Origin of the sequence: Stenotrophomonas sp. 3diitr2024 (assembly GCF_042136455.1) — a bacterium.
Lineage (GTDB): Bacteria > Pseudomonadota > Gammaproteobacteria > Xanthomonadales > Xanthomonadaceae > Stenotrophomonas > Stenotrophomonas sepilia.
The window spans coordinates 1-20,820 of the sequence record NZ_JBHHMJ010000214.1 but is presented as its reverse complement, the minus strand read 5'-3'; the positions used below and the strand labels follow the sequence as shown (position 1 = coordinate 20,820).

At 65.1% G+C, this 20,820-nt stretch carries 14 protein-coding genes; 12 read left to right on the top strand and 2 right to left on the bottom strand.

The window, feature by feature from the left end; genetic code table 11:
- Positions 1 to 38: 38 nt before the first annotated feature.
- The 10 genes from ABGA94_RS04940 to ABGA94_RS04895 all read left to right on the top strand — a co-directional run bounded on the left by ABGA94_RS04940 (position 39) and on the right by ABGA94_RS04895 (position 13,890).
- The gene (locus tag ABGA94_RS04940) at positions 39 to 338 is read left to right on the top strand and encodes a YciI family protein (RefSeq protein ID WP_005417634.1); all 300 of its coding nucleotides are present in this window, start codon (positions 39 to 41) and stop codon (positions 336 to 338) included.
- Positions 335 to 610 (top strand): BolA family transcriptional regulator, encoded by a 276-nt coding sequence (locus tag ABGA94_RS04935; protein WP_005417632.1) that lies wholly within the window; start codon positions 335 to 337, stop codon positions 608 to 610. Before ABGA94_RS04940 ends, ABGA94_RS04935 begins: the two co-directional genes overlap by 4 nt.
- Positions 611 to 758: 148 nt before the next feature.
- Positions 759 to 1,796, top strand: coding sequence for a LacI family DNA-binding transcriptional regulator (locus ABGA94_RS04930; RefSeq protein WP_375366550.1), 1,038 nt, complete (start codon positions 759 to 761; stop codon positions 1,794 to 1,796).
- A 76-nt stretch (positions 1,797 to 1,872) separates the two neighbouring features.
- Positions 1,873 to 4,929 (top strand): TonB-dependent receptor domain-containing protein, encoded by a 3,057-nt coding sequence (locus tag ABGA94_RS04925; RefSeq protein ID WP_049414530.1) that lies wholly within the window; start codon positions 1,873 to 1,875, stop codon positions 4,927 to 4,929.
- 249 nt (positions 4,930 to 5,178) lie between these two features.
- Complete coding sequence (locus ABGA94_RS04920; protein ID WP_095378118.1) at positions 5,179 to 6,783, top strand: glucoamylase family protein; 1,605 nt, start codon at positions 5,179 to 5,181, stop codon at positions 6,781 to 6,783.
- 4 nt (positions 6,784 to 6,787) lie between these two features.
- Entirely contained in the window at positions 6,788 to 8,128 is a 1,341-nt protein-coding gene (locus tag ABGA94_RS04915) for a sugar ABC transporter substrate-binding protein (RefSeq protein WP_053497855.1), read from the top strand.
- Entirely contained in the window at positions 8,125 to 9,006 is an 882-nt protein-coding gene (locus tag ABGA94_RS04910; RefSeq protein ID WP_005410323.1) for a carbohydrate ABC transporter permease, read from the top strand. The genes ABGA94_RS04915 and ABGA94_RS04910 overlap by 4 nt, the downstream gene beginning before the upstream one ends.
- Complete coding sequence (locus ABGA94_RS04905; RefSeq protein ID WP_005417620.1) at positions 9,003 to 9,839, top strand: carbohydrate ABC transporter permease; 837 nt, start codon at positions 9,003 to 9,005, stop codon at positions 9,837 to 9,839. Before ABGA94_RS04910 ends, ABGA94_RS04905 begins: the two co-directional genes overlap by 4 nt.
- On the top strand, positions 9,836 to 13,003 hold the full coding sequence (locus ABGA94_RS04900; protein ID WP_134955420.1) for a discoidin domain-containing protein: 3,168 nt from the start codon (positions 9,836 to 9,838) through the stop codon (positions 13,001 to 13,003). Before ABGA94_RS04905 ends, ABGA94_RS04900 begins: the two co-directional genes overlap by 4 nt.
- A gap of 2 nt (positions 13,004 to 13,005) precedes the next feature.
- Positions 13,006 to 13,890, top strand: a complete 885-nt coding sequence (locus tag ABGA94_RS04895; protein ID WP_032954315.1) for an endonuclease/exonuclease/phosphatase family protein — start codon at positions 13,006 to 13,008, stop codon at positions 13,888 to 13,890.
- Between the two features lie 167 nt (positions 13,891 to 14,057).
- Here ABGA94_RS04895 and ABGA94_RS04890 read toward each other — a convergent pair whose 3' ends face one another.
- On the bottom strand, positions 14,058 to 17,300 hold the full coding sequence (locus tag ABGA94_RS04890; protein ID WP_069139765.1) for an Rne/Rng family ribonuclease: 3,243 nt from the start codon (positions 17,298 to 17,300) through the stop codon (positions 14,058 to 14,060).
- Positions 17,301 to 17,708: 408 nt separating this feature from the next.
- On the opposite strand from ABGA94_RS04890, the gene ABGA94_RS04885 reads away from it, so the two are divergent.
- Positions 17,709 to 18,683 (top strand): RluA family pseudouridine synthase, encoded by a 975-nt coding sequence (locus ABGA94_RS04885; protein ID WP_375366545.1) that lies wholly within the window; start codon positions 17,709 to 17,711, stop codon positions 18,681 to 18,683.
- Between the two features lie 282 nt (positions 18,684 to 18,965).
- Positions 18,966 to 19,799, top strand: a complete 834-nt coding sequence (locus ABGA94_RS04880) for a TIR domain-containing protein (RefSeq protein WP_375366542.1) — start codon at positions 18,966 to 18,968, stop codon at positions 19,797 to 19,799.
- A 56-nt stretch (positions 19,800 to 19,855) separates the two neighbouring features.
- Here ABGA94_RS04880 and zupT read toward each other — a convergent pair whose 3' ends face one another.
- A complete protein-coding gene (zupT, locus tag ABGA94_RS04875; RefSeq protein WP_005417614.1) occupies positions 19,856 to 20,665 on the bottom strand; it encodes a zinc transporter ZupT in 810 nt (269 codons plus the stop codon).
- Positions 20,666 to 20,820: the final 155 nt, after the last annotated feature.

Below are 20,820 nucleotides of genomic sequence, written 5' to 3'. Positions count from 1 at the left end.
GAATCGGCGGACCCGACAATGCAAGCGAGGAAATGCCGGTGTGGTATGTGATCGAAGGGTATGACGGCCAGGATGTGCTGGCGCAGCGGCTGCAGGCGCGGCCGGAGCATCTGGCGCGGCTGCATGCGCTGCGCGACGCGGGACGCCTGCTGCTGGCCGGGCCATGCCCGGCGGTGGACAGTGAAGACCCGGGCCCGGCCGGTTTCAGCGGTTCGGTGGTGATCGCGCAGTTCGAGTCGCTGCCGCAGGCCCAGGCCTGGGCCGATGCCGACCCGTACGTGGCTGCAGGCGTCTACACCCGCGTGCAGGTCCGCCCGTTCCGCAAGGTGCTGCCGTGAACGCGGAACGGATCGAGCGGATCCGTGATGCGCTGCAGCAGGCGCTGGCGCCGAGCGTGCTGGAGATCGAGGACGATAGCCATCGTCACGCCGGCCATGCCGGTGCGCGCGACGGGCGCGGCCATTTCAACGTGCATGTGGTCAGTGAGCGCTTCGCCGGGCTGGGGCCGCTTGCCCGGCACCGCGCGGTCTATGCCGCGCTGGGGTCGATGATGGAGACCGATATCCACGCGTTGTCCATCCGCGCGCAGACCCCGTCAGAACAGGGCTGAGCCCTTGTCCCACGCTGTCCTGGCGGGTCCTTCATGGCCTCGCCACGGACAGGTTTTCATGTCCATTTCGGGACATTCGCCTAACGGACTGTTTACAAGCCTGGATGGAAACGCTTACATTCCGCGCCAATGCTGGTAGGTCCAAGCCGTGGAGGGCGGCTTCGTGAACAAGGCAGCTATCACAATCAAAGACGTCGCACGCGAAGCCCGGGTCTCCGTGGCCACGGTTTCCCGCGCGCTCAACGGGCATGAAAATGTCGCCGAACCGGTCCGCCAGCTTGTGCTGGAGGTGGCCGCACGGCTGCGTTACACCCCGCACGCCGCCGCCCGCAGCCTGAGCAGCCGCCGCACCAATACGGTGGGCGTGGTGCTGCCTGACCTGTACGGCGAGTTCTTCTCCGAGCTGATGCGCGGCATTGACGGGGTGGCCCGCAACCGCCGCCAGCACCTGCTGGTGTCCAGCTACCACGGTGACCAGGAACAGCAGGGCGCCGCCCTGCGTGCCATGCGCGGCCGCGTCGACGGCCTGCTGGTGCTTTCGCCCTATGCCGAGAGCCCGGGCTTCCTGACCGACAACCTGCCGCAGTCGTTGCCGACGGTGTTGATCAACACCTATCTGCCCGGGCAGGACCACCCGGTGCTGAGCATCGACGACCACGCCGGCGCAATTGCGATGACCCGCCACCTGCTGGATGCCGGCCACCGCCGCATTGCCTTCATTTCTGGTCCGGACCTCAACTTCGACGCGCGCGAGCGCCTGCGCGGCTTCCGTGACGCGCTGGCGGCTTCTGGCGGTGGCGCCGAAGGCATCGAGTTGCCCGGTGATTTCGACGAAGCTTCCGGCCATCGTGCCGGTCAGGAGTTGCTGGCAGCCGGAGCGCTGCCCGATGCCGTATTCGCCGCCAACGACATGATGGCCCTGGGCTGCCTGTATGCGTTCACGCAGGCAGGGGTCCGCGTCCCGGCCGATGTGGCCTTGGCGGGTTTCGATGACATTCCACTGGCGCGTTTCGTCCACCCGTCGCTGACCACCATGCAGGTCAGCATCGCCGAGCTCGGCGACCGGGCCATGACGCGTCTGATGCAGTTGATGGACGGCACCTCCACGGATGGGGCAGGGGACAAGCAGACCCTGGTTCCCCGCTTGATTGTTCGCGATTCCACCACTCCGCCATCCGGCCGTTGAAGCCAGAGGCGTTCCTTCTTTTTTGATTGATCGCAGGGACCGCGCAAGCGGTTACCGCCACCCGGAGATTGAGTTGATGATGCATACCACCTTCCGCATGCCGGCGCGCCGGCTGCTGAGCACCGCCCTGGTCAGCTGCCTGATGCTGGCTGCCGCCCCCAACGTCATGGCGCAGTCGGCCAACGCCAGCCTGCGCGGCCAGGTTGCCGGTGCCCAGGCCGGCACCGAAGTGACCGCCACCAACGTCGCCACCGGTACCGTCCGCCGTGGCACCATCCGCGCCGACGGCAGCTACTCGCTGATGGGCCTGGACCCGGGCACGTACAACGTGGTCGCCAACGGCCAGACCCAGAAGGTCACCGTCACCGTGGCCTCGACCGCGACGCTGAACTTCGCCGGCGCGGCCAGCAGCACCCCGGGTTCGACCGCGGCCACCAACCTGGACACCGTCAACGTTGTCGCGCCGACCCTGCTGCAGGAAGTGCGTACCTCCGAAGTCGGCAAGACCGTCAGCCTGCAGCAGATCCAGACCACCCCGCAGGTGTCGCGCAACTTCCTGGAGTTCGCTGACGCGGTGCCGGGCCTGATCTTCACCCGCGACGCCAAGGGCAACACCTCGCTGCGCGGCGGCGCCACCAATGCCGACGGCACCAACGTCTACATCGACGGCGTGGGCCAGAAGAGCTACGTCAAGGGCGGCGGCGTGGCCGGCCAGTCCGGCAGCGCCGGTAACCCGTTCCCGCAGCTGGCCATTGGCGAATACAAGGTCATCAGCGGCAACTACAAGGCCGAGTATGGCCAGGTGTCGAGCGCCGCCGTGACGGCTGCAACCAAGTCCGGCACCAATGAGTTCAAGGGTGAGGCGTTCTACCGCTACACCGATGAAGACATGCGTGCCAAGACCCCGGCCGAGCGCCAGGGTGGCAAGGAGAAGATGGTCTCGGCCGAGAAGGAATACGGCTTCGCCCTGGGCGGCCCGATCATCCAGGACAAGGCGCACTTCTTCGTGACCTACGAAGCCAAGCGCTTCGACCTGCCGGTCACCATCGCGCCGGATGGCGCGGTCACCGGCGCTGCCGGCCTGCTGCCGCCGGCCGGCGCCGCCGGCCTTGGCCCGGCCAGCCAGCCGTTCCAGCAGGACCTGATCTTCGGCAAGATCGACTTCGAGCCGACCGACAACGACCGCATCGAGCTGACCTTCCAGGACCGCGACGAAACCCAGTCGCAGTTCAGTGGCCAGACCTCGCCGGAAGCCGGCCGTGAAGTGGTCAACACCGACCGTCGTTACGCCCTGCGCTGGAACCACAGCGGTGAGCGCTACTACAACGAGTTGATGGTCACCCACGAAGACTCGTTCAACAACCCGACGCCGCTGACGCTGGCCAACGGCATCACCTACACCGCACCGGACGGCCCCGAAGACCGCACCATCGTGAAGATCGGTGGCGCCTCGGCACTGGATTCGCAGGTGAAGGGCCAGAAGGGCTGGTCGATCGAAGACAACCTGACCCTGGATGGCATCCAGTGGGCGGGTGACCACACCATCAAGATGGGCGTGAAGTACAAGCAGATCGACCTGTACGCATCCGATGCGGCGCAGATCAATCCGACCTTCACCTACTCGCTGGGCGATCCGGACTTCCCCGATTCCATTCCGTACAAGGCGCAGTTCGTCAAGCCGGTGACCGGCGTGACCGGCGTGTCCGGCGAAGTGCGTTCGAAGTCCAAGCAGTACGGCGTGTTCATCCAGGACGACTGGCAGGTCAACGACCACCTGCAGCTGAACATCGGCCTGCGCTGGGACTACGAAAAGACCCCGTCCTACCTGGACTTCGTGACCCCGCAGCAGGTGGTCGACGCCATCTATTCGCAGGATCCGCGCGCTCCCGCCGGCCAGACCTATGCCGATTCGCTGGCACTGGGCGGCCTGGACATCAGCGACTACATCAGCAACGGCCACAACCGCAAGGCATTCAAGGATGCCTGGCAGCCGCGCCTGGGCTTCTCGTATGACATCAATGCCGACGAGCAGCACGTGATCCATGGTGGTGCTGGTCGTTCCTACGACCGCGACCTGTTCGACAACCTGCAGCTGGAAACCACCAAGCTGGCCCTGCCGCAGCCGACCATCTACTTCCGCAACCCGGCCACCGGCGCCTGCATCAACGGCCAGGCTGCCTGCTATGACTGGAACCCGAACCTGCTCAACGGGATCGGCAACCTGCAGGCCCTGGTCGGCGCGACCAGCAATGCCGGCCTGGAAGTGGACCTGCTGAACAACAAGCTGAAGGCGCCGTACTCGGATCAGTTCAGCCTGGGCATGAGCAACCAGATCGGCGACTGGCTGACCGACGCCACCATCGCACGTACCCTGAGCTACGACGGCTTCGCCTTCACCTTGGGCAACCGTTATCCGACCGGCCAGTTCTTCGATGATCCGCGCCTGTGCGGTGGCACCTCCCCGGGCCTGAGCCAGGCCTGGAGCTGCAACGTACCGGGCTTCGGCAGCCTGATCATCGGCCAGCAGGGCATCAAGACCCGTGCCACCCAGGTCCTGCTGTCGGCGCAGAAGCCGTTCACCAAGGAAAGCGGCTGGGGCACCTCGATCGCCTATACCTGGACCACCGCGCGCCATAACCGCGACATCAACGAGAAGTACGCCTTTGATCGCGGCCTGATCGGTGATTACCCGACCATCCGCTCCAACGGCGCACCGCGCCACCGCCTGGTGGTGACCGGTTCGTACGCGGGCTTCTGGGGCATCACCTTCGGCGGCAAGATCACCCTGGCCACCCCGACCGCCGTCAACGACTGGTACCCGGTGATGCAGGCCAGCGGCTACACCCTGCCGACCCCGCAGGCGGCCGTGCCCAACGCAACCGGCAAGTTCCTGGTGGGTGGCAAGATCTTCGGCTACCGTTCGGTCGACCTGCAGGCGACGAAGACGTTCAAGCTGGCGGGCAACACCGAGCTGTACGCCCGTCTGGACATCATCAACGTGTTCAACTTCGACAACTTCTCCACCTACAACTACGTCAAGACCAACGGCAAGCTGCAGGCCAGCTACAACGAGACCGGCGACATCATCGGCACTCCGCGCCAGGTGAAGGCCGAGGTGGGCTTCCGCTTCTAAGCGGCGCCGCCTGCTGCTGTATCCGATGCCGCCGGTCCGCCGGCGGCATCGATTGTGTGAGAACGGCAATGGCGGGCCCCGTGCCGGTCCATTGCCCACGCCGCTGCCGGGCAGGGGGCAGCGGCGTGGGCAATGATCGCGGTGTCAAACCACGTTTTTCGTGGTTTTTTAAGAGCGCATCTTGTAAACGATTTCAGATCATTGGACGGTATGCTTTCCCATCGATCAGACCACCGGAGGAACCGCGCCATGCAGGCACGCCATCTGTTGTCCGCGGCAGCGTTGAGCCTGGCCGTCGCCGCCTGCCAGCCGGCCCAGCAGGAGCCTGCCAAGCCGCGTCCGCCGGTGATCCTGATCGAGGCCGATGCACCGCCGCGGCCGATGAAGCCGGAGCTGCCGCCGCTGTTCGATGACATCGAGCGCCGCACCTTCCAGTTCTTCTGGGACACCACCAACGAGATCAATGGCCTGACCCCGGACCGCTATCCGTCGCGGCCGTTCGCCAGCATCGCGTCGGTGGGTTTCGCGCTGACCGCCTATCCCATCGGTATCGAGAACGGCTGGGTCAGCCGCAACCAGGCGATCGACCGGACCCTGACCACCCTGAAATTCTTCCGCGACGTGCCGATGGGCCCGCAGCGCACCGGCAAGGCGGGCTACAAGGGTTTCTACTATCACTTCCTGGACATGCAGGAAGGCCGTCGCTACGACAGCTGGGTCGAACTGTCCTCGGTGGATACCGCACTGCTGATGATGGGCGTGCTGTTCGCGCAGTCGTACTACGACGGTGACGATCCGCGCGAGAAGGAAATCCGCCAGATTGCCGATACCTTGTACAAGAAGGTCGACTGGTCGTGGCTGCAGCAGCGTGCACCGCTGATCTCGATGGGCTGGTTCCCCGAGAGCGGCTTCATCGACCACGACTGGATGGGCTACAACGAGGCGATGATGGTCTACATCCTCGCCCTGGGCTCGCCCACGCACCCGGTCAGCCCGGACGCGTGGACGGTGTGGACGCGCACCTATGACAACGACTGGGGTGTCTACCAGGGCCAGGAATACCTGTCCTTCGGCCCGCTGTTCGGCCACCAGTACAGCCACGTCTGGATCGATTTCCGCGATATCCAGGACGCGTACATGCGCGAGCGCGGCAGCACCTATTTCCTCAACAGCCGCTCGGCCGCGCTGGCCCAGCGCGAATACGCCATCGCCAACCCGATGCAGTGGAAGGACTATGGCGAGAACGTCTGGGGCCTGACCGCCAGTGATGGCCCGCAGAACACCACGCAGGAGTACCGCGGCGAACAGCGCCAGTTCCGCCATTACTCCTCGCGCGGCGCCGGCCTGCGCGAGAACTTCGATGACGGCACCATTGCCCCGACTGCGGCGATCGCCTCGGTGGTGTTCGCGCCCGAGCAGGTGATCCCGGCCACGCTGGAAATGCACAAGCGTTACGGGGACTACATCTATTCCAGCTACGGCTTCCTGGATTCGTTCAATCCCAGCTTCAACTATGACATCCCGATCAAGACCGGTCGCCTGGTGCCGGATCGCGGCTGGGTCGCCAGCGACTACATCGCCATCGACCAGGGGCCGATCCTGACCATGATCGCCAACTACCGCAACGACTTCGTCTGGGAAGTGATGAAGAAGAATCCGTACATCCGCAAGGGCCTGGAGCGGGCCGGATTCAGCGGCGGCTGGCTGGCGCCGGAAGGGTCGTTCCAGCCGCTGGAACTGCAGAAGGACGAAAAGGCCGCGGCAGCACGCGCGGTGGGTATCGCCGAATCACGCGCGGCTGCCGCGCAGGAACAGAAGAACAATGCCAACCGCACCACAGGCCAGGGCAAGTAACCCGATGCCGAACTGGATCGACCGCCTGCGCCGCTGGGCGCTGCCTGCCCTGGCCGCCCTGGCCGTGGCCGGCTGCGCCCGCACCGAACCGGGCACCACCACCGTGCGCTTCTGGGCGATGGGCCGCGAAGCCGAGGTGGTCAGCGAGCTGATCCACGAGTTCGAGGCCGAAAATCCCGGCATCAAGGTGGATGTGCAGAACATCCCGTGGACCGCCGCGCACGAAAAGCTGCTGACCGCGTTCGCTGCCGACGGACTACCGGACGTGTGCCAGCTCGGCAATACCTGGGTGCCGGAGTTCGCCGAACTCGATGCATTGACCCCGCTGCAGCCGTTCGTGCAGCGCTCCACCGTGGTCGACCCGAAAGATTACTTCCAGGGCATCTGGGACACCAACGTGATCCACGGTGAGCTGGTCGGCGTGCCGTGGTACGTCGATACGCGCCTGATCTACTACCGCAAGGACCTGCTGGCCAAGGCCGGCTACGACCACCCGCCGCGCACGTGGCCGGAGTGGGAGGAGCAGATGGCGGCGATCAAGCGCATGCAGGGCCCGAACCGCTACGCGGTGCTGATGCCGATCAATGAGTTCGAGCAGCAGCTGTCGCTGGCCCTGCAGCAGCCCGATCCGCTGCTGCGCGACGACGATACCCGCGGCAATTTCGCCAGCCCGGGGTTCCGCCGCACGCTGTCCTTCTACGCCAACATGTTCGAGCAGGGCTGGGCGCCGAAGATGTCCGAGACACAGATCTCCAACGTCTGGGATGAATTCTTCCGCGGCTTCAACGTGTTCTACATCTCCGGTCCCTGGAACATCCGCGAGTTCAAGAAACTGCAGCCGAAGGAACTGGAAGGACAGTGGGGCACCGCTGCGCTGCCGGGGCCGGACGGTCCGGGCGCGGGCATCGCCGGTGGCACCAGCCTGGTGATCTTCCGCAAATCGCAGCAGAAGGAGGCGTCCTGGAAGCTGATCGAATTCCTGTCGCGCCCGGAAATCCAGGCACGCTTCCATTCGATCATCGGCGATCTGCCGCCGCGCCGCAGTGCCTGGAACGCGCCGTCGCTGGCCAACGATCCACTGGCCGCCGCGTTCCGCGATCAGCTGGAGCGGGTCAAGCCGACGCCGAAGGTGCTCGAATGGGAGCGCATCGTGCAGGAAATGCGCATCGTCACCGAGAAGGTCGTGCGCGGTGGCCTGCCGCAGGACAAGGCCGTGGCCGAACTGGACCAGCGCGTGGACAAGGTGCTGGCCAAGCGCCGCTGGATGCATGAACAACAACGCCTGCAGGAGCGCGCGCCGTCGCCGCGCTCGAGCAGCGCAGTGGCCGCCGGGAGCGCGCAATGAAACGTACTTCGCTGGCCGGCTGGATCTTCGCCGGCCCCTCGCTGATCGTGCTGGGCGTGTTCTTCGGCCTGCCGGTCGCCTCGGCGCTGGCGCTGAGCGTGACTGACTTCGACCTCTATGCACTGGCCGACAGCAGCAACCTGCGCTTCGTCGGCCTGGGGAACTACATCGACCTGCTGCAGACGCCGATGTTCTGGAAGTCGCTGTGGAACACCACCTACTTCGTGTTGATCGGCGTACCGTTGTCGATCGGCGTGTCGCTGGGCGCGGCCATGCTGCTCAACGCACCGGCCGCGCGCTTCAAGGCGCTGTTCCGTACGGCACTGTTCGCGCCGGTGGTGACCACGCTGGTGGCGGTGGCGGTGATCTGGCGCTACCTGTTCCATACCAGCTATGGCCTGGTGAACTACGGGCTGGGCCACCTGGGCATCAGTCCGATCGACTGGCTGGGTGATCCCAACTGGGCGATGCCGACCATCATGCTGTTCGCGGTGTGGAAGAACTTCGGTTACAACATGGTGATCTTCCTCGCCGGCCTGCAGGCGATCCCGCATGACCTGTACGAAGCCGCGCGCATCGACGGTGCTTCGCGCTGGAAGCAGTTCCTGCACATCACCCTGCCGATGCTCGGCCCGGTACTGCTGGTGGTCGGGGTGATCACCGTGTCCGGCTACTTCCAGCTGTTCGCCGAGCCGTACGTCATGACCCGCGGCGATCCACTGCAGAGCACCGTCAGCGTGCTGTATTTCATGTTCGAGGAAGGCTTCAAGTGGTGGAACCTGGGACGCGCATCGGCTGTAGCGTTCCTGCTGTTCCTGATCATCCTGGCGGTGACCACCGTGATGCTGCGTTTCGGCCGCAAGAGGCAGTTGGTATGAGTCGTGAAATCGGCCAGTCGCGCTGGTATCCGTGGATGATCAATGGTGCGCTGCTGGTGCTGGCCCTGGTCAGCCTTGCACCGCTGCTGTGGATGCTCTCGGTCTCGTTCATGCCGCAGGGCGAGGCCAGTCATTTCCCGCCGCCACTGCTGCCTTCGAGCATCACCACGCACAACTACCACGAGCTGTTCGCGCGCACCGGCATGGGCGGCAACTTCGCCAACAGCCTGCTGGTGTCGCTGGCTATCACGCTGGGTTCGCTGCTGCTCAACACCATGGCCGGCTACGCCTTCGCCAAGCTCAACTTCGTTGGCCGCGAACGCCTGTTCCAGGTGCTGATGGCAGCACTGGTGATTCCGGCGCAGGTGGCGATGCTGCCGCTGTTCCTGCTGATGAAGCAGCTGGGCCTGGTCAACAGCTTTGGCGGGGTGATCGTGCCGGCGCTGGCCAGCGTGTTCGGCATCTTCCTGGTGCGCCAGTACGCGCGTTCGATCCCGGACGAGCTGCTTGAAGCGGCGCGCATCGACGGCGCGGGGGAGTTGCGCATCTTCTTCCAGATCGTGCTGCCGATGCTCAAGCCGGTACTGGTGACCCTGGCGATCTTCACCTTCATGGGTGCATGGAACGATTTCATGTGGCCGCTGATCGTGTTGACCGACCAGGAGCACTACACTTTGCCGGTGGCGCTGGCCACCCTCTCGCGCGAGCACATCATGGACGTGGAAATGATGATGGCTGGCGCGGTCGTCACCGTGGTTCCGGTGCTGGCACTGTTCCTGGTGCTGCAGCGTTACTACATCCAAGGTCTGTTGCTGGGGAGCGTCAAGGGATGAAGCGAGCGATCGCCGTTGGACTGGGCCTGTTGTGGACTTCCCTGGCGATCGCCGCACCACCGGCACTGCCGGCGCCGAAGGTGCTGGACGATTTCGACGACATCGGCGCCTGGAAGCTGGTGCTGTCCGACCAGGTCAGCGGTTCGCTGCGGCCGGTGAGCGGTGCCGGTGGCGGCCGCGCGCTGTGCCTGGACTACGATTTCCACAAGGTGTCGGGCTACGTCGGCATCCGCCGCGCGCTGGGCATCGAGTACCCGGCCAACTACCGCTTCGGCTTCCAGCTGCGGGGAGATTCGCCGGGCAACGACCTGCAGTTCAAGCTGATCGATGCCAGCGGCGATAATGTCTGGTGGGTCAATCGCCCGGGCTACAGCTTCCCCAAGGCGTGGACGCCGGTCGAATACCGCCGTCGCCAGATCGACAAGGCGTGGGGGCCGTCGCCGGAGAAGGAGATGGCGCGCAGCGCTGCGGTCGAGTTCACGATCTACAGCAAGGTCGGCGGCCGCGGCACGGTGTGCTTCGACAAGCTGACCCTGCAGGGCCTGCCGCCGCAGGATGATTCGGCGCTGGTGCCATCGGTGATCGCCGACACCGCCACCGCGCTGCAGGACCGGATGATTGACGGAAAGAGCGATACGTTCTGGATCAGTGGCGGGGTCAAGCAGCAGACCATCAGCCTGGACCTGCACAAGAGCCGCGAGATCGGCGGTGCGGTGATTGACTGGCTGCCGAACCTGGAAGCCAATCGCTACACCGTGCGGACGTCCGAGGATGGCCGGGACTGGCGCACCGTGCGCGAGGTGGCCGGCGGTGCGGGCGGCCGCGACTGGCTGGCGCTGCCGGATACCGACGCGCGCTACGTGCGCTTCGATCTGCACGATGGCCCGAACTGGCGCTATGGCATCCGTGACATCACGCTCAAGCCGCTGGCGTTCGCGGCCACGCCGAACGCATTCCTGTCCTCGGTGGCGGCCGACCTGCCGCGCGGCTCGCTGCCGCGCGCATATGTGGGCGAACAGCCGTACTGGACCCTGCTCGGCCTCGATGGCGGCCAGGAGCAGGCACTGATCAGCGAGGACGGTGCGCTGGAACCGGCCAAGGGCAGTTTCAGCATCGAGCCGTTCATCCGCGTGGACGGCAAGTTGCTGGACTGGTCGAAGGTGGCCATCACCCAATCGCTGCAGGATCGCTACCTGCCCATCGCCAATGTCGACTGGGTGCACGAGAAGGCCGGCCTGGCGGTAACCAGCTTCGTGCAGGGCACGCCGGAGCGCGCGCAGCTGATCGGTCGCTACCGGTTGAGCAATCCGGACAAGGTGGCGCACGAGTACACCCTGGCACTGGCGATCCGGCCGTGGCAGGTGAACCCGCCGACCCAGTTCCTCAACACCGTCGGCGGCTTCAGTCGCATCGATGCGCTGGATGTGGGCGAACAGCTGGTGCGCATCAACGGTGAGCCGCGCATCTATCCGTTGCAGGTGCCGGATGCGCGCTTTGCCAGCACGTTCGATGGCAAGCTCGACGCGATGCATCTGGCCTCCGGGAAATACCCGGCCAGCACGGCGGTGAAGGACAGCACCGGCATGGCGTCCGGTGCGCTGCTGTATACGATCAGGCTGGAGCCTGGCCAGAGCCGAGAAGTGGCGGTGGTGTTGCCACAGACCGGAGGCTGGGCGCCGCAGGCGCTGGACGTGGCCAAGGCGCAGGCGCAGGTCGCAGAGCAGTGGCGGCAGAAGCTGGGGGTGGTCTCGTTGCAGGTACCGGCTGCGGGCCAGGCACTGGTCGATACCCTGCGCACCGCCGTGGCGCACATGCTGATCTCGCGGGTCGGCCCGCGCCTGCAGCCGGGCACGCGCTCGTACGCGCGCAGCTGGATCCGCGATGGCGCGATGATTTCCGAGGGCCTTCTGCGCATGGGGCGCAGTGATGCGGTGCGTGATTACATCAACTGGTATGCGCCCTATCAGTTCGAGAATGGCAAGGTGCCGTGCTGTGTCGATGCACGTGGCAGCGATCCGGTGCCGGAGAACGACAGCCATGGCGAGCTGATCTACAGCATTGCCGAATATGGGCGCTATACCGGTGACAGCACCTTCGCCGAACTGATGTGGCCGCATGTGCAGGGCGCCTATAACTACATGGAGCAACTGCGCGCCAGCGAGCGCACGGACGAGAATCGGGCGCGCAATCCGGCGTTCTACGGGATGATGCCGGCGTCGATCAGCCACGAAGGCTATTCGGCCAAGCCGATGCATTCGTACTGGGACAATTTCTGGGCGTTGCGCGGCTACAAGGATGCGGCATCGCTGGCGGCCCAGCTGGGCAAGGTCGAAGCCATGCAGATTGCCGAATCGCGTGACCAGTTCCGTGATGACCTGCAGGCCTCGCTGCTGTCGGCGATGCAGCAGCACAACATCGATTACCTGCCGGGCTCGGCCGAACTGGGCGATTTCGATGCGACCTCGACAACCATCGCGCTGGCTCCGGGCGGTGAACAGGGGCGCCTTCCGCAGCAGGCGCTTGATGCCACTTTCGAGCGCTACTGGAAGGAATTCGTGGCCCGTCGGGACGGCAAGCGCGAGTGGAAGGACTACACGCCCTACGAGTGGCGCAACGTGGCCGCCTTCGTCCGCCTTGGCTGGCGCGATCGCGCCTGGCAGGCGACTGAGTTCTTCTTCAAGGACCGTGCGCCGCAGGCCTGGAACCAGTGGGCCGAAGTGGTCTCGCGCACGCCGCGCAAGCCGTTCTTCGTCGGTGACCTGCCGCATGCCTGGGTCGCCTCGGACTTCGTGCGCTCGGCCCTGGACATGTTCGCCTACAGCCGTGACATGGACGATGCGCTGGTGTTGGCCGCCGGCATTCCGACCGCCTGGCTGCAGGGCGACGGCATCGCTGTGCAGGGCCTGCGCACGCCGCAGGGCCAGCTCAACTACCGCCTGCAGCGCAGCGACAAGCAGCTGGTGCTGGAGGTGCAGCCGGGCCTGGTGCCACCGGTCGGTGGCGTGGTCTTGCCGTGGCCGTACGCCGGTGATCCGGGCGAGGCGACCATCAACGGCGAAGCGGCCGAATGGACCGACAGGGAACTGCACGTGCACCAGCTGCCGGCGCGGGTCGAGATCGATGTACCGGGCGCGGTGCGCCGCGCCGAGCGCAAGGGGCAGTAACGATGAAGCAGCAGGGGGGAAGGGTGCGCACGGCCGTGCGTGCCCTGGGACTGGCCATTGCATTGGCATTGCCGGGTGCCGTGATGGCAGCCGTGCCAACCGCCGCGACAGCGGCTGACATCGCCAGCGCACCAGGCATGAGCATGGTGACCTTCAACCTGCATCACGACCGCGAGGACTGGCCGAGCCGCCGCCGCACCATCCTGGCCGAGCTCAAGCGCCTGCAGCCGGATGCGGTTGCCCTGCAGGAGGTGATCCAGCGCCGCAACGTGCGCAACCAGGCGCAGTGGCTGGCCAGCCAACTCGGCTACAAGTACGTGTTCGTGTCCACCGATCCGGTGGGTGCGCCGAAACGTTACGGCAATGCGCTGCTGACCCGGCGACCGATCCTCGCCCAGGGTGAGCACCTGCTACAGCCGCTGGACGACTACCGGACGGTCGCCCATCTGCGCATCAATGTGGACGGCAAGGCGGTCAACGTCTATGCCACCCACTTCAACGAGCGCAGCGACGAAAATGGCCAGCGCATCCGTCGCACCCAGGTCGAGGACCTGCTGCGCTTCATCGCCAGCACCTCGGCCGGCGCACCGGTGGTGATCGCGGGCGACTTCAACGCGCTGGTCGATGCCAGTGACCTGAGCGAGCTGCGCAGCCATTACGGTGACAGCTACGGCAGCGTGCACGTCAACACCGACCTGGCCGGGGTCAGTACGCTGAACAGGCACTACTACCCGGTGGCCTCGCGGATCGACCACATCTTCTTCCAGCAGGACGCGATGGTCGCACGTGAGGCCAAGCTCCTGTTCGACCAGCCCGATGACAGCGGTCGCTGGGCCTCGGACCATTATGGCGTGTGGACCCGCCTGCAATTCGCTCCGGCGCACTGATGTCCTGGTAGGTGCCACCCTTGGTTGGCACGGACGTGTCCGCGTTCGCTCCAACAACGGCGCCGACCAGGGTTGGCCTCTGCCAGAGCGCTGCACGCGCCCGGCGCACAAACAGAAACGGCGGGGATCATCGATCCCCGCCGTTTTTTCACGCGATCAAAGCGCGATCAGTTCGCCGGCGGCGTGCGCTTGGCGCCTTCTTCATCTTCTTCGTCGGCCTTGGCTTCGGCCGCCTGGGCTGCCGCATCGGCGTGGCCATCGGCGACCGGATCGATCGACGGTGTCACCACTGCATCGGCGACCGGGGCCGCAGCTTCCACCGGTGCGGCTTCAACTGCCACCGGAGCGACCGGCTGTTCGGCCACCGGCGCGGTCTCGACGACCGGCTTGGCTTCAACCACCGGAGCAGCCTCAACGATCTCCGGCTTGGCTTCTGCCACCGGAGCGGCTTCGGTAGCGGCCGGCTTGGCTTCAGCCACCGGTGCAGCCTCGACTGCCGCCGGCTTCGCTTCGATCGCCTGAGCGACTTCAGCCACCGGGGCTGCTTCCACCGCGACCGGCTTTGCTTCGACCGCCGGTGCGGCAACAGCCACCGGTTGCGCCGGGGTTGCTGCATCGATGGCATCGAGCATGCTGGTCTGCACCGGCGAGGACACCGGCTCTGCCTTGGCTGCGGCTTCAACCGCCGCCGGCACTTCGGCGGTGATCGGTGCGGCAGTCTCGACCACGGCGCTGCTCACCACCGCCACCGGTGCGGCGACAGCAGCGGCGGCAGTACGGACCGGCTTCTCGGCTTCGACAGCAACTGGTTCGGCTTCGTCATCGAAATCGAATTCCGGCTGCGCACGGGTCGGCTGTGCGGCGGCGACCGGAGTGGCCGGGGCGGCACTGTCGACGTTCGGCTCGACGCCCTCGGCGTCATCACCCTCGTCACCCTCGTCCTGGTCATCGCCCAGGCCGTCACCACCGGCAGCGTTCTCGGCGCCACCGCGACGACGACGACGGCCGCCACGACGGCCGCGACGGCGGCGGGTTGCACCTTCGCCAGCCTGCTCGCCATGGGCGTCGGCTGCAGTCTCTTCACCGGCAACCGCAACCACTTCGGCCTCGCCGGCAGCGGTCTCGACCGGTACTGCGTCCACCGGAGCGGCGGCCACCGGGGCAACCGGGGCGACCGGTGCAGTGGCTTCCTGCGCGGTCACCACGTTGGCGGCGACGGCGTTGGCGGCCACAGCTGCTGCCGCGGTCACACCTTCAACCGGGGCTTCGGCGACGCTGCGCTGCGGCTTCTCGGCCGGCTTGTCACCGTCCTGCTGCTGGCGCGGCTGCTTGGGCTGCTTCAGCTTCGGCTGGTTCTGGTTCTGGCCCTGCTGCTCGTTGCGCGGCTTGTGCTGCTGCTGCGGCTGCTGCTGGCCATCCTTCTGCTGCGGTTCTTTCTGCCTGCCCTGCTGTGGCTGCTGCTGGGCATTGCCGTTGTTGCCGTTGCGGCCGTCCTTGTTGCGCTGCTCACCACGGTCCTTGCGGTTGCCGCCATCCTTCTGCTGCTGCGCGTTGCCGTTGCCACCGTTGCCACGGTTTTCGTCGCGACGGTCCTTGCGATCCTTGTTGCGATCCTTGTTGCGGTCCTTGCGACCACCGTCCTGCTGCTGGCGCGGAGCCGGGGCGGCCGGAGCCGGCGCCGGTGCCGGCTCGCCACCGAACACGCGCTTGAGCCAACCGATCACGCCGCCGCTCGAAGCCGGCGCCACGGGCGCTGCCACGACCGGAGCCGGAGCGGCTGCAGCCGGAGCCGCTTCCTCGCGCACCGGGGCGGGAGAGGTGTGCTTGACCTGGGTCACCGCCGGCGGCGGGATGTTCAGCTGGCCCTTGGTCAGGGCGTGCACCGGCAGCTTGCGCGGGGTGCCGCGCTGGTAGCTGGGCTTGCTGCTCTCTTCACCCAGCTCGTTCTCACGCAGGCGGGTGACCGCATAGTGCGGGGTGTGCAGCTGCTCGTCGGCGACGATCACGATCGGCGCTTCGTGGCGCTGCTCGATCTCGCGCAGGGCGCTGCGCTTCTCGTTCAACAGGTAGTTGGCGATCTCCACCGGCGCCTGGACCAGCACCTGCCCGGTGTTCTCCTTCATCGCGTGCTCTTCGGCGACGCGGATGATCGACAGCGACAGCGACTCGACGCTGCGCATGCGGCCGTGGCCGTCGCAACGCGGGCAGACGATCTGGCTGGATTCGCCCAGGCTCGGGCGCAGGCGCTGGCGGCTCATTTCCAGCAGGCCGAAGCGCGAGATGCGGCCGACCTGCACGCGGGCACGGTCGTACTTCAGCGCGTTGGCCAGGCGGTTCTCGACCTCGCGCTGGTGCTTGTTGGAGGCCATGTCGATGAAGTCGATCACCACCAGGCCGCCCAGGTCGCGCAGGCGCAGTTGGCGAGCCACTTCCTCGGCCGCTTCCAGGTTGGTCTGGAACGCGGTGTCCTCGATGTCGCTGCCCTTGGTGGCGCGCGAGGAGTTCACGTCGACTGCGGTCAGTGCTTCGGTCTGGTCGACCACGATCGAGCCACCCGACGGCAGGCGCACGTTGCGCTCGTAGGCACCTTCGATCTGCGACTCGATCTGGAAGCGGTTGAACAGCGGGATGTCGTCCTTGTAGTGCTTGAGCTTGCGCAGGGTCTGCGGCATCACCTGCTGCATGAACTCGCGGGCGTGCTCGTACATCTCCTCGGTGTCCACCAGGATCTCGCCGATGTCGGCGCGCAGGTAGTCACGCAGGGCGCGCACGATCAGGCGTGATTCCTGGTAGATCAGGAACGGGGCCGGCTTGCTCAGTGCGGCTTCGGCGATGGCGCGCCAGACGTTGAGCAGGTAGTCCAGGTCCCACTGCAGCTCTTCCGCATCGCGACCGACGCCGGCGGTGCGGATGATCACCCCCATGTCGTCGGGAATGTTCAGCTTGTCCAGGGCCTCCTTCAGCGCGGCACGGTCTTCGCCCTCGATGCGGCGGGACACACCGCCGGCGCTGGGCGAGTTCGGCATCAGCACCATGTAGCGGCCGGCCAGCGAGATGAACGTGGTCAGGGCGGCGCCCTTGTTGCCACGCTCTTCCTTGTCGACCTGGACAACGATCTCCTGGCCTTCCTTCAGCAGCTCGCGGATACCGGCCTTGTTGTGGTCGACACCGGCCTGGAAGTAGTCGCGGGAAATCTCCTTCAGCGGCAGGAAGCCATGGCGGCCACCGCCATACTCGACGAAGGCGGCTTCCAGCGAGGGCTCGATGCGGAAGATCCGGCCCTTGTAGATGTTGGACTTCTTCTGTTCCTTCGACGGCTGTTCGATGTCGATGTCATACAACGACTGGCCATCCACGATGGCAACACGCAGCTCTTCAGCCTGCGTGGCGTTGATCAGCATTCGCTTCATTGTTGCGTTCCTCGCAAGCGGCTACCGCGCGGAACGCCATGGGGTTTCGCCTCTGGACACGGCTCGCCGCCCATTCGCGCAAGCGCGGGGAGGGCGGCTTGGGTTTCCAGCGCTACGACACCACGGCAGGCCGCGGGAGCGCTTCACTCTTATGGGTTTTTGGGTGTTGCAGGGCCGCAGGCAGCTGTCAGCCAGGCTGGAGCGCCACGCGGGACATGTTCAGCACGGTTGCGTGTCAGGCATCCGGCGATGGCCGGGAAGGCCGGTGAGCCGCTAACATGGCCGCCCCGCGGGCGGTGGTCGCGCACTGTGCCGGATTCGTCGGAAGCTGGGCTTCTGGCCCTGAGTAACTTCCAACGAAATCAATCCCTTATCTCGCCCCCCGAGTGTAACAGAATAAACAGCCTGATGACCGCCCAAGACCCGACCAAACCCGCTGGCGACAAGCCTTCCGTGCGCATGATCACCGTTCCCGCCGACCGCGCCGGCCAGCGCCTGGACAACTTCCTGCTCGGCCAGCTGAAGGGAGCCCCGCGCAGCTTGGTGTACAAGCTGGTGCGCAGTGGGCAGGTTCGGGTGAACGGCGGCCGCGCCAAGGCCGAGCGCAAGCTGGAGGCGGGCGATGAGGTGCGTGTGCCGCCGGTCCGTCTCAGCGAGGAAGGAGACAAGGCCGGTCCGCCGGAGGCGTTCATGCGCCGCCTGGAGCAGGCCATCGTCTTCGAGGACGCCCGGCTGCTGGCCCTGAACAAGCCCTCCGGCGTGGCCAGCCACGGCGGCAGCGGCATCAGCTTCGGTGCCATCGAGACCCTGCGCGCCTTGCGCCCGGGACAGACACTGGAGCTGGTCCATCGGCTGGATCGCGACACCTCGGGCCTGCTGATCGTGGCCAAGAAGCGTTCAGCACTGAGCGAACTGCAGGCGCTGTTGCGTGAAGACCACGGCGCCGGCATCCGCAAGCGCTATCTGACCCTGCTGGCCGGCCGCATGCCGGACGGCGTGATGACCGTCGACGCGCCGCTGCACGTGGGCCTGCGCCAGGGCGGCGAGCGCCATGTACAGGTCAATGCGATCGGCAAGGAATCGATCAGTCACTTCCGGGTGCTGGAGCGCCGCAGCGGCCATTCGTACTGCGAGGTTCGCATCGAAACCGGCCGCACCCATCAGATCCGCGTGCATGCCCAGCATCTGGGCCATCCGGTGGCCGGTGACGACAAATACGGCGATCCCGCGGTCAACAAGCGGCTTCGTGAGCAGATTGGGCTGAAACGACTGTTCCTGCACGCGGCCTCGCTGGAGTTCGCACTGGACGACGGCAAGAGCCCGTATGTGCTGAACGCGCCGCTGGCGGATGAGCTGGTCGAGGCGCTGGACCGGCTGAAGTAGGGACTGCAGGGCTAGTTGGCCAACTGGAGCAGCCCTCCTTGCGACGGGTGCACATAGTCGGCTTCCTGGTTTGTAGATTTTTTTTGGGGGGGGGCTTTCGCCGACCTCGGGAGAGGTTGCCGTAGAGTCCCGCCACAGTAGATGGGCAGAGAAGGGCTCGGATCGCAAGATGCCAAGCTAAAGATGGGGCGTCGAGTGCCGTTAAGTCCGCTGCGCCTTGCGTGTGTCGCGCAGTAATGAGTTTTGCGGTCTCAAATTCACTATCTGACATGGAAGAACTAAATGGTAAGGGTATTCATTAGCTGGTCTGGTGAGCAGAGTAAGAAGTATGCGGAGGCCATTCGTGATTGGCTTCCTGCAGTGATTCAGATGGTCAGCCCCTACTTCACCCCAACTGATATAGAGAAGGGTGCGCGTTGGTCATCTGATATCGCCAAAGAGCTTGAGCAGTCTCAAGTTGGGTTAATATGTGTTACGCGGGACAATCTGCATTCCGATTGGATTCTCTTTGAGGCCGGTGCGCTGTCAAAAAGTCTCGAAAAGTCTCATGTTTGCCCTCTTATCTTTGGAATAGCTCCCACTGACCTGTCCGGGCCGCTTAAGCAATTTCAGGCGACTTCTTTTGAACGTGCCGATTTCCATAAGCTGATTTCACTGATCAACGCAAAGTTGGGGGATGCTCGGCTGCCGGCCAAAACGCTGGATGCTGTCTTTGATAAATGGTGGCCTGATCTTCAGGCGCGGATTGAGCAAATTTCCGATGCGTCGGGTGGTGGTTCATCTGAGCCGGTGCGCACGGAGCGTGAGCTTATTGAAGAAATCCTCACGATCAATAGGTCCATGCAAAGATTGCAGGGGCGTCCTTCCATTCCTGCACGGGCAATCCAAGAGCTAATCGAAAATCATATTGAGTTGCACGATGATCAAGCGCGAGAGCTGTCCGGTTACCAGGATGCTCTGGATCTCATGAAAAAATCGCATAAGCCGCTTGCATACATTGCGGGGAAGTACAAGGGTATTTCAGACGAGATGGACAATGTAATCGCCGATTTGGTTCGGCTGGACTACGATGTCATTGGAAGTCAGTCTGAAGAAGAGGCCGATATACCTTTTTGACATCCGCTGATGGGCTTCCCCTTGGGATTAGTTGATCAAGTGGTGGGACCTTGGGCTCACCACTTGAACAGCACCAGGCTGATCGCCAGCGTGCCCATGCCCGCCACCAGCCCATAAACGGTCTCGTGGCCCTTCGCATAGCGCTTGGCGGCCGGCAGCAGTTCATCCAGTGCCAGGAACACCATCACGCCGGCAATCAGCCCGAACACCCAGCCGAAGGTGGCGTGCGAAAGCGACCCGGACAGCAACCAGTAGCCGAGCGCCGCGCCCACCGGCTCGGCCAGACCCGACAGCAGGCTGGCGCTGAATGCATAGGCCTTGTTCTGGGTGGCGAAGTACACCGGCACCGCGATCGCGATGCCCTCGGGGATGTTGTGGATGGCAATCGCAAAGGCCAGTGGCATGCCCACCGACGGGCTTTCCAGCGTGGCGAAGAAGGTCGCCAGCCCTTCCGGGAAATTGTGCGCGGTGATCGCGACGGAAGTCAGCAGCGCGACCCGCTTCAGGTACTCGCGGCTGTTCTCGCGGAACGCAGGATCTTGCTTGTCCAGGCTGTCATGCGGGTTGGGAATGAAGTGGTCGATCAGCACGATCACGATCACGCCCAGCAGGAACGCCAGGGTGCCGTAGGTGAAACCGGTGCGTTCGCCATGGGCCAGTGCGAACGAAGCAATGGACTTGTTGAGGATTTCCGACAGCGACACATAGACCATCGCGCCGCCGGCGAAGGCCAGGCCGAAGGCCAGCAGGCGCGGGTTGGGGCGGCGCGAGAACAGCACCAGCAGGCTGCCGATCGCAGTGGCGAGGCCGGCCGCGAGGGTGACCGCCAGCGCAATCCAGATGTTTTCGGGGGGAATCTGCAGCATCTACCGACGCAGTCCTGGTCAACAGACAGCCGCCCCGGCTGCCGTGAGGTCCACGCGGGCGTTCCAACATTGCCGGAACATTGCCTGGTGCACCGAGCGGCTTGCGCATTCATCTAGCGGCAGGCGGCATGAAGCAAGGCTGAAAGCGGCTGCGG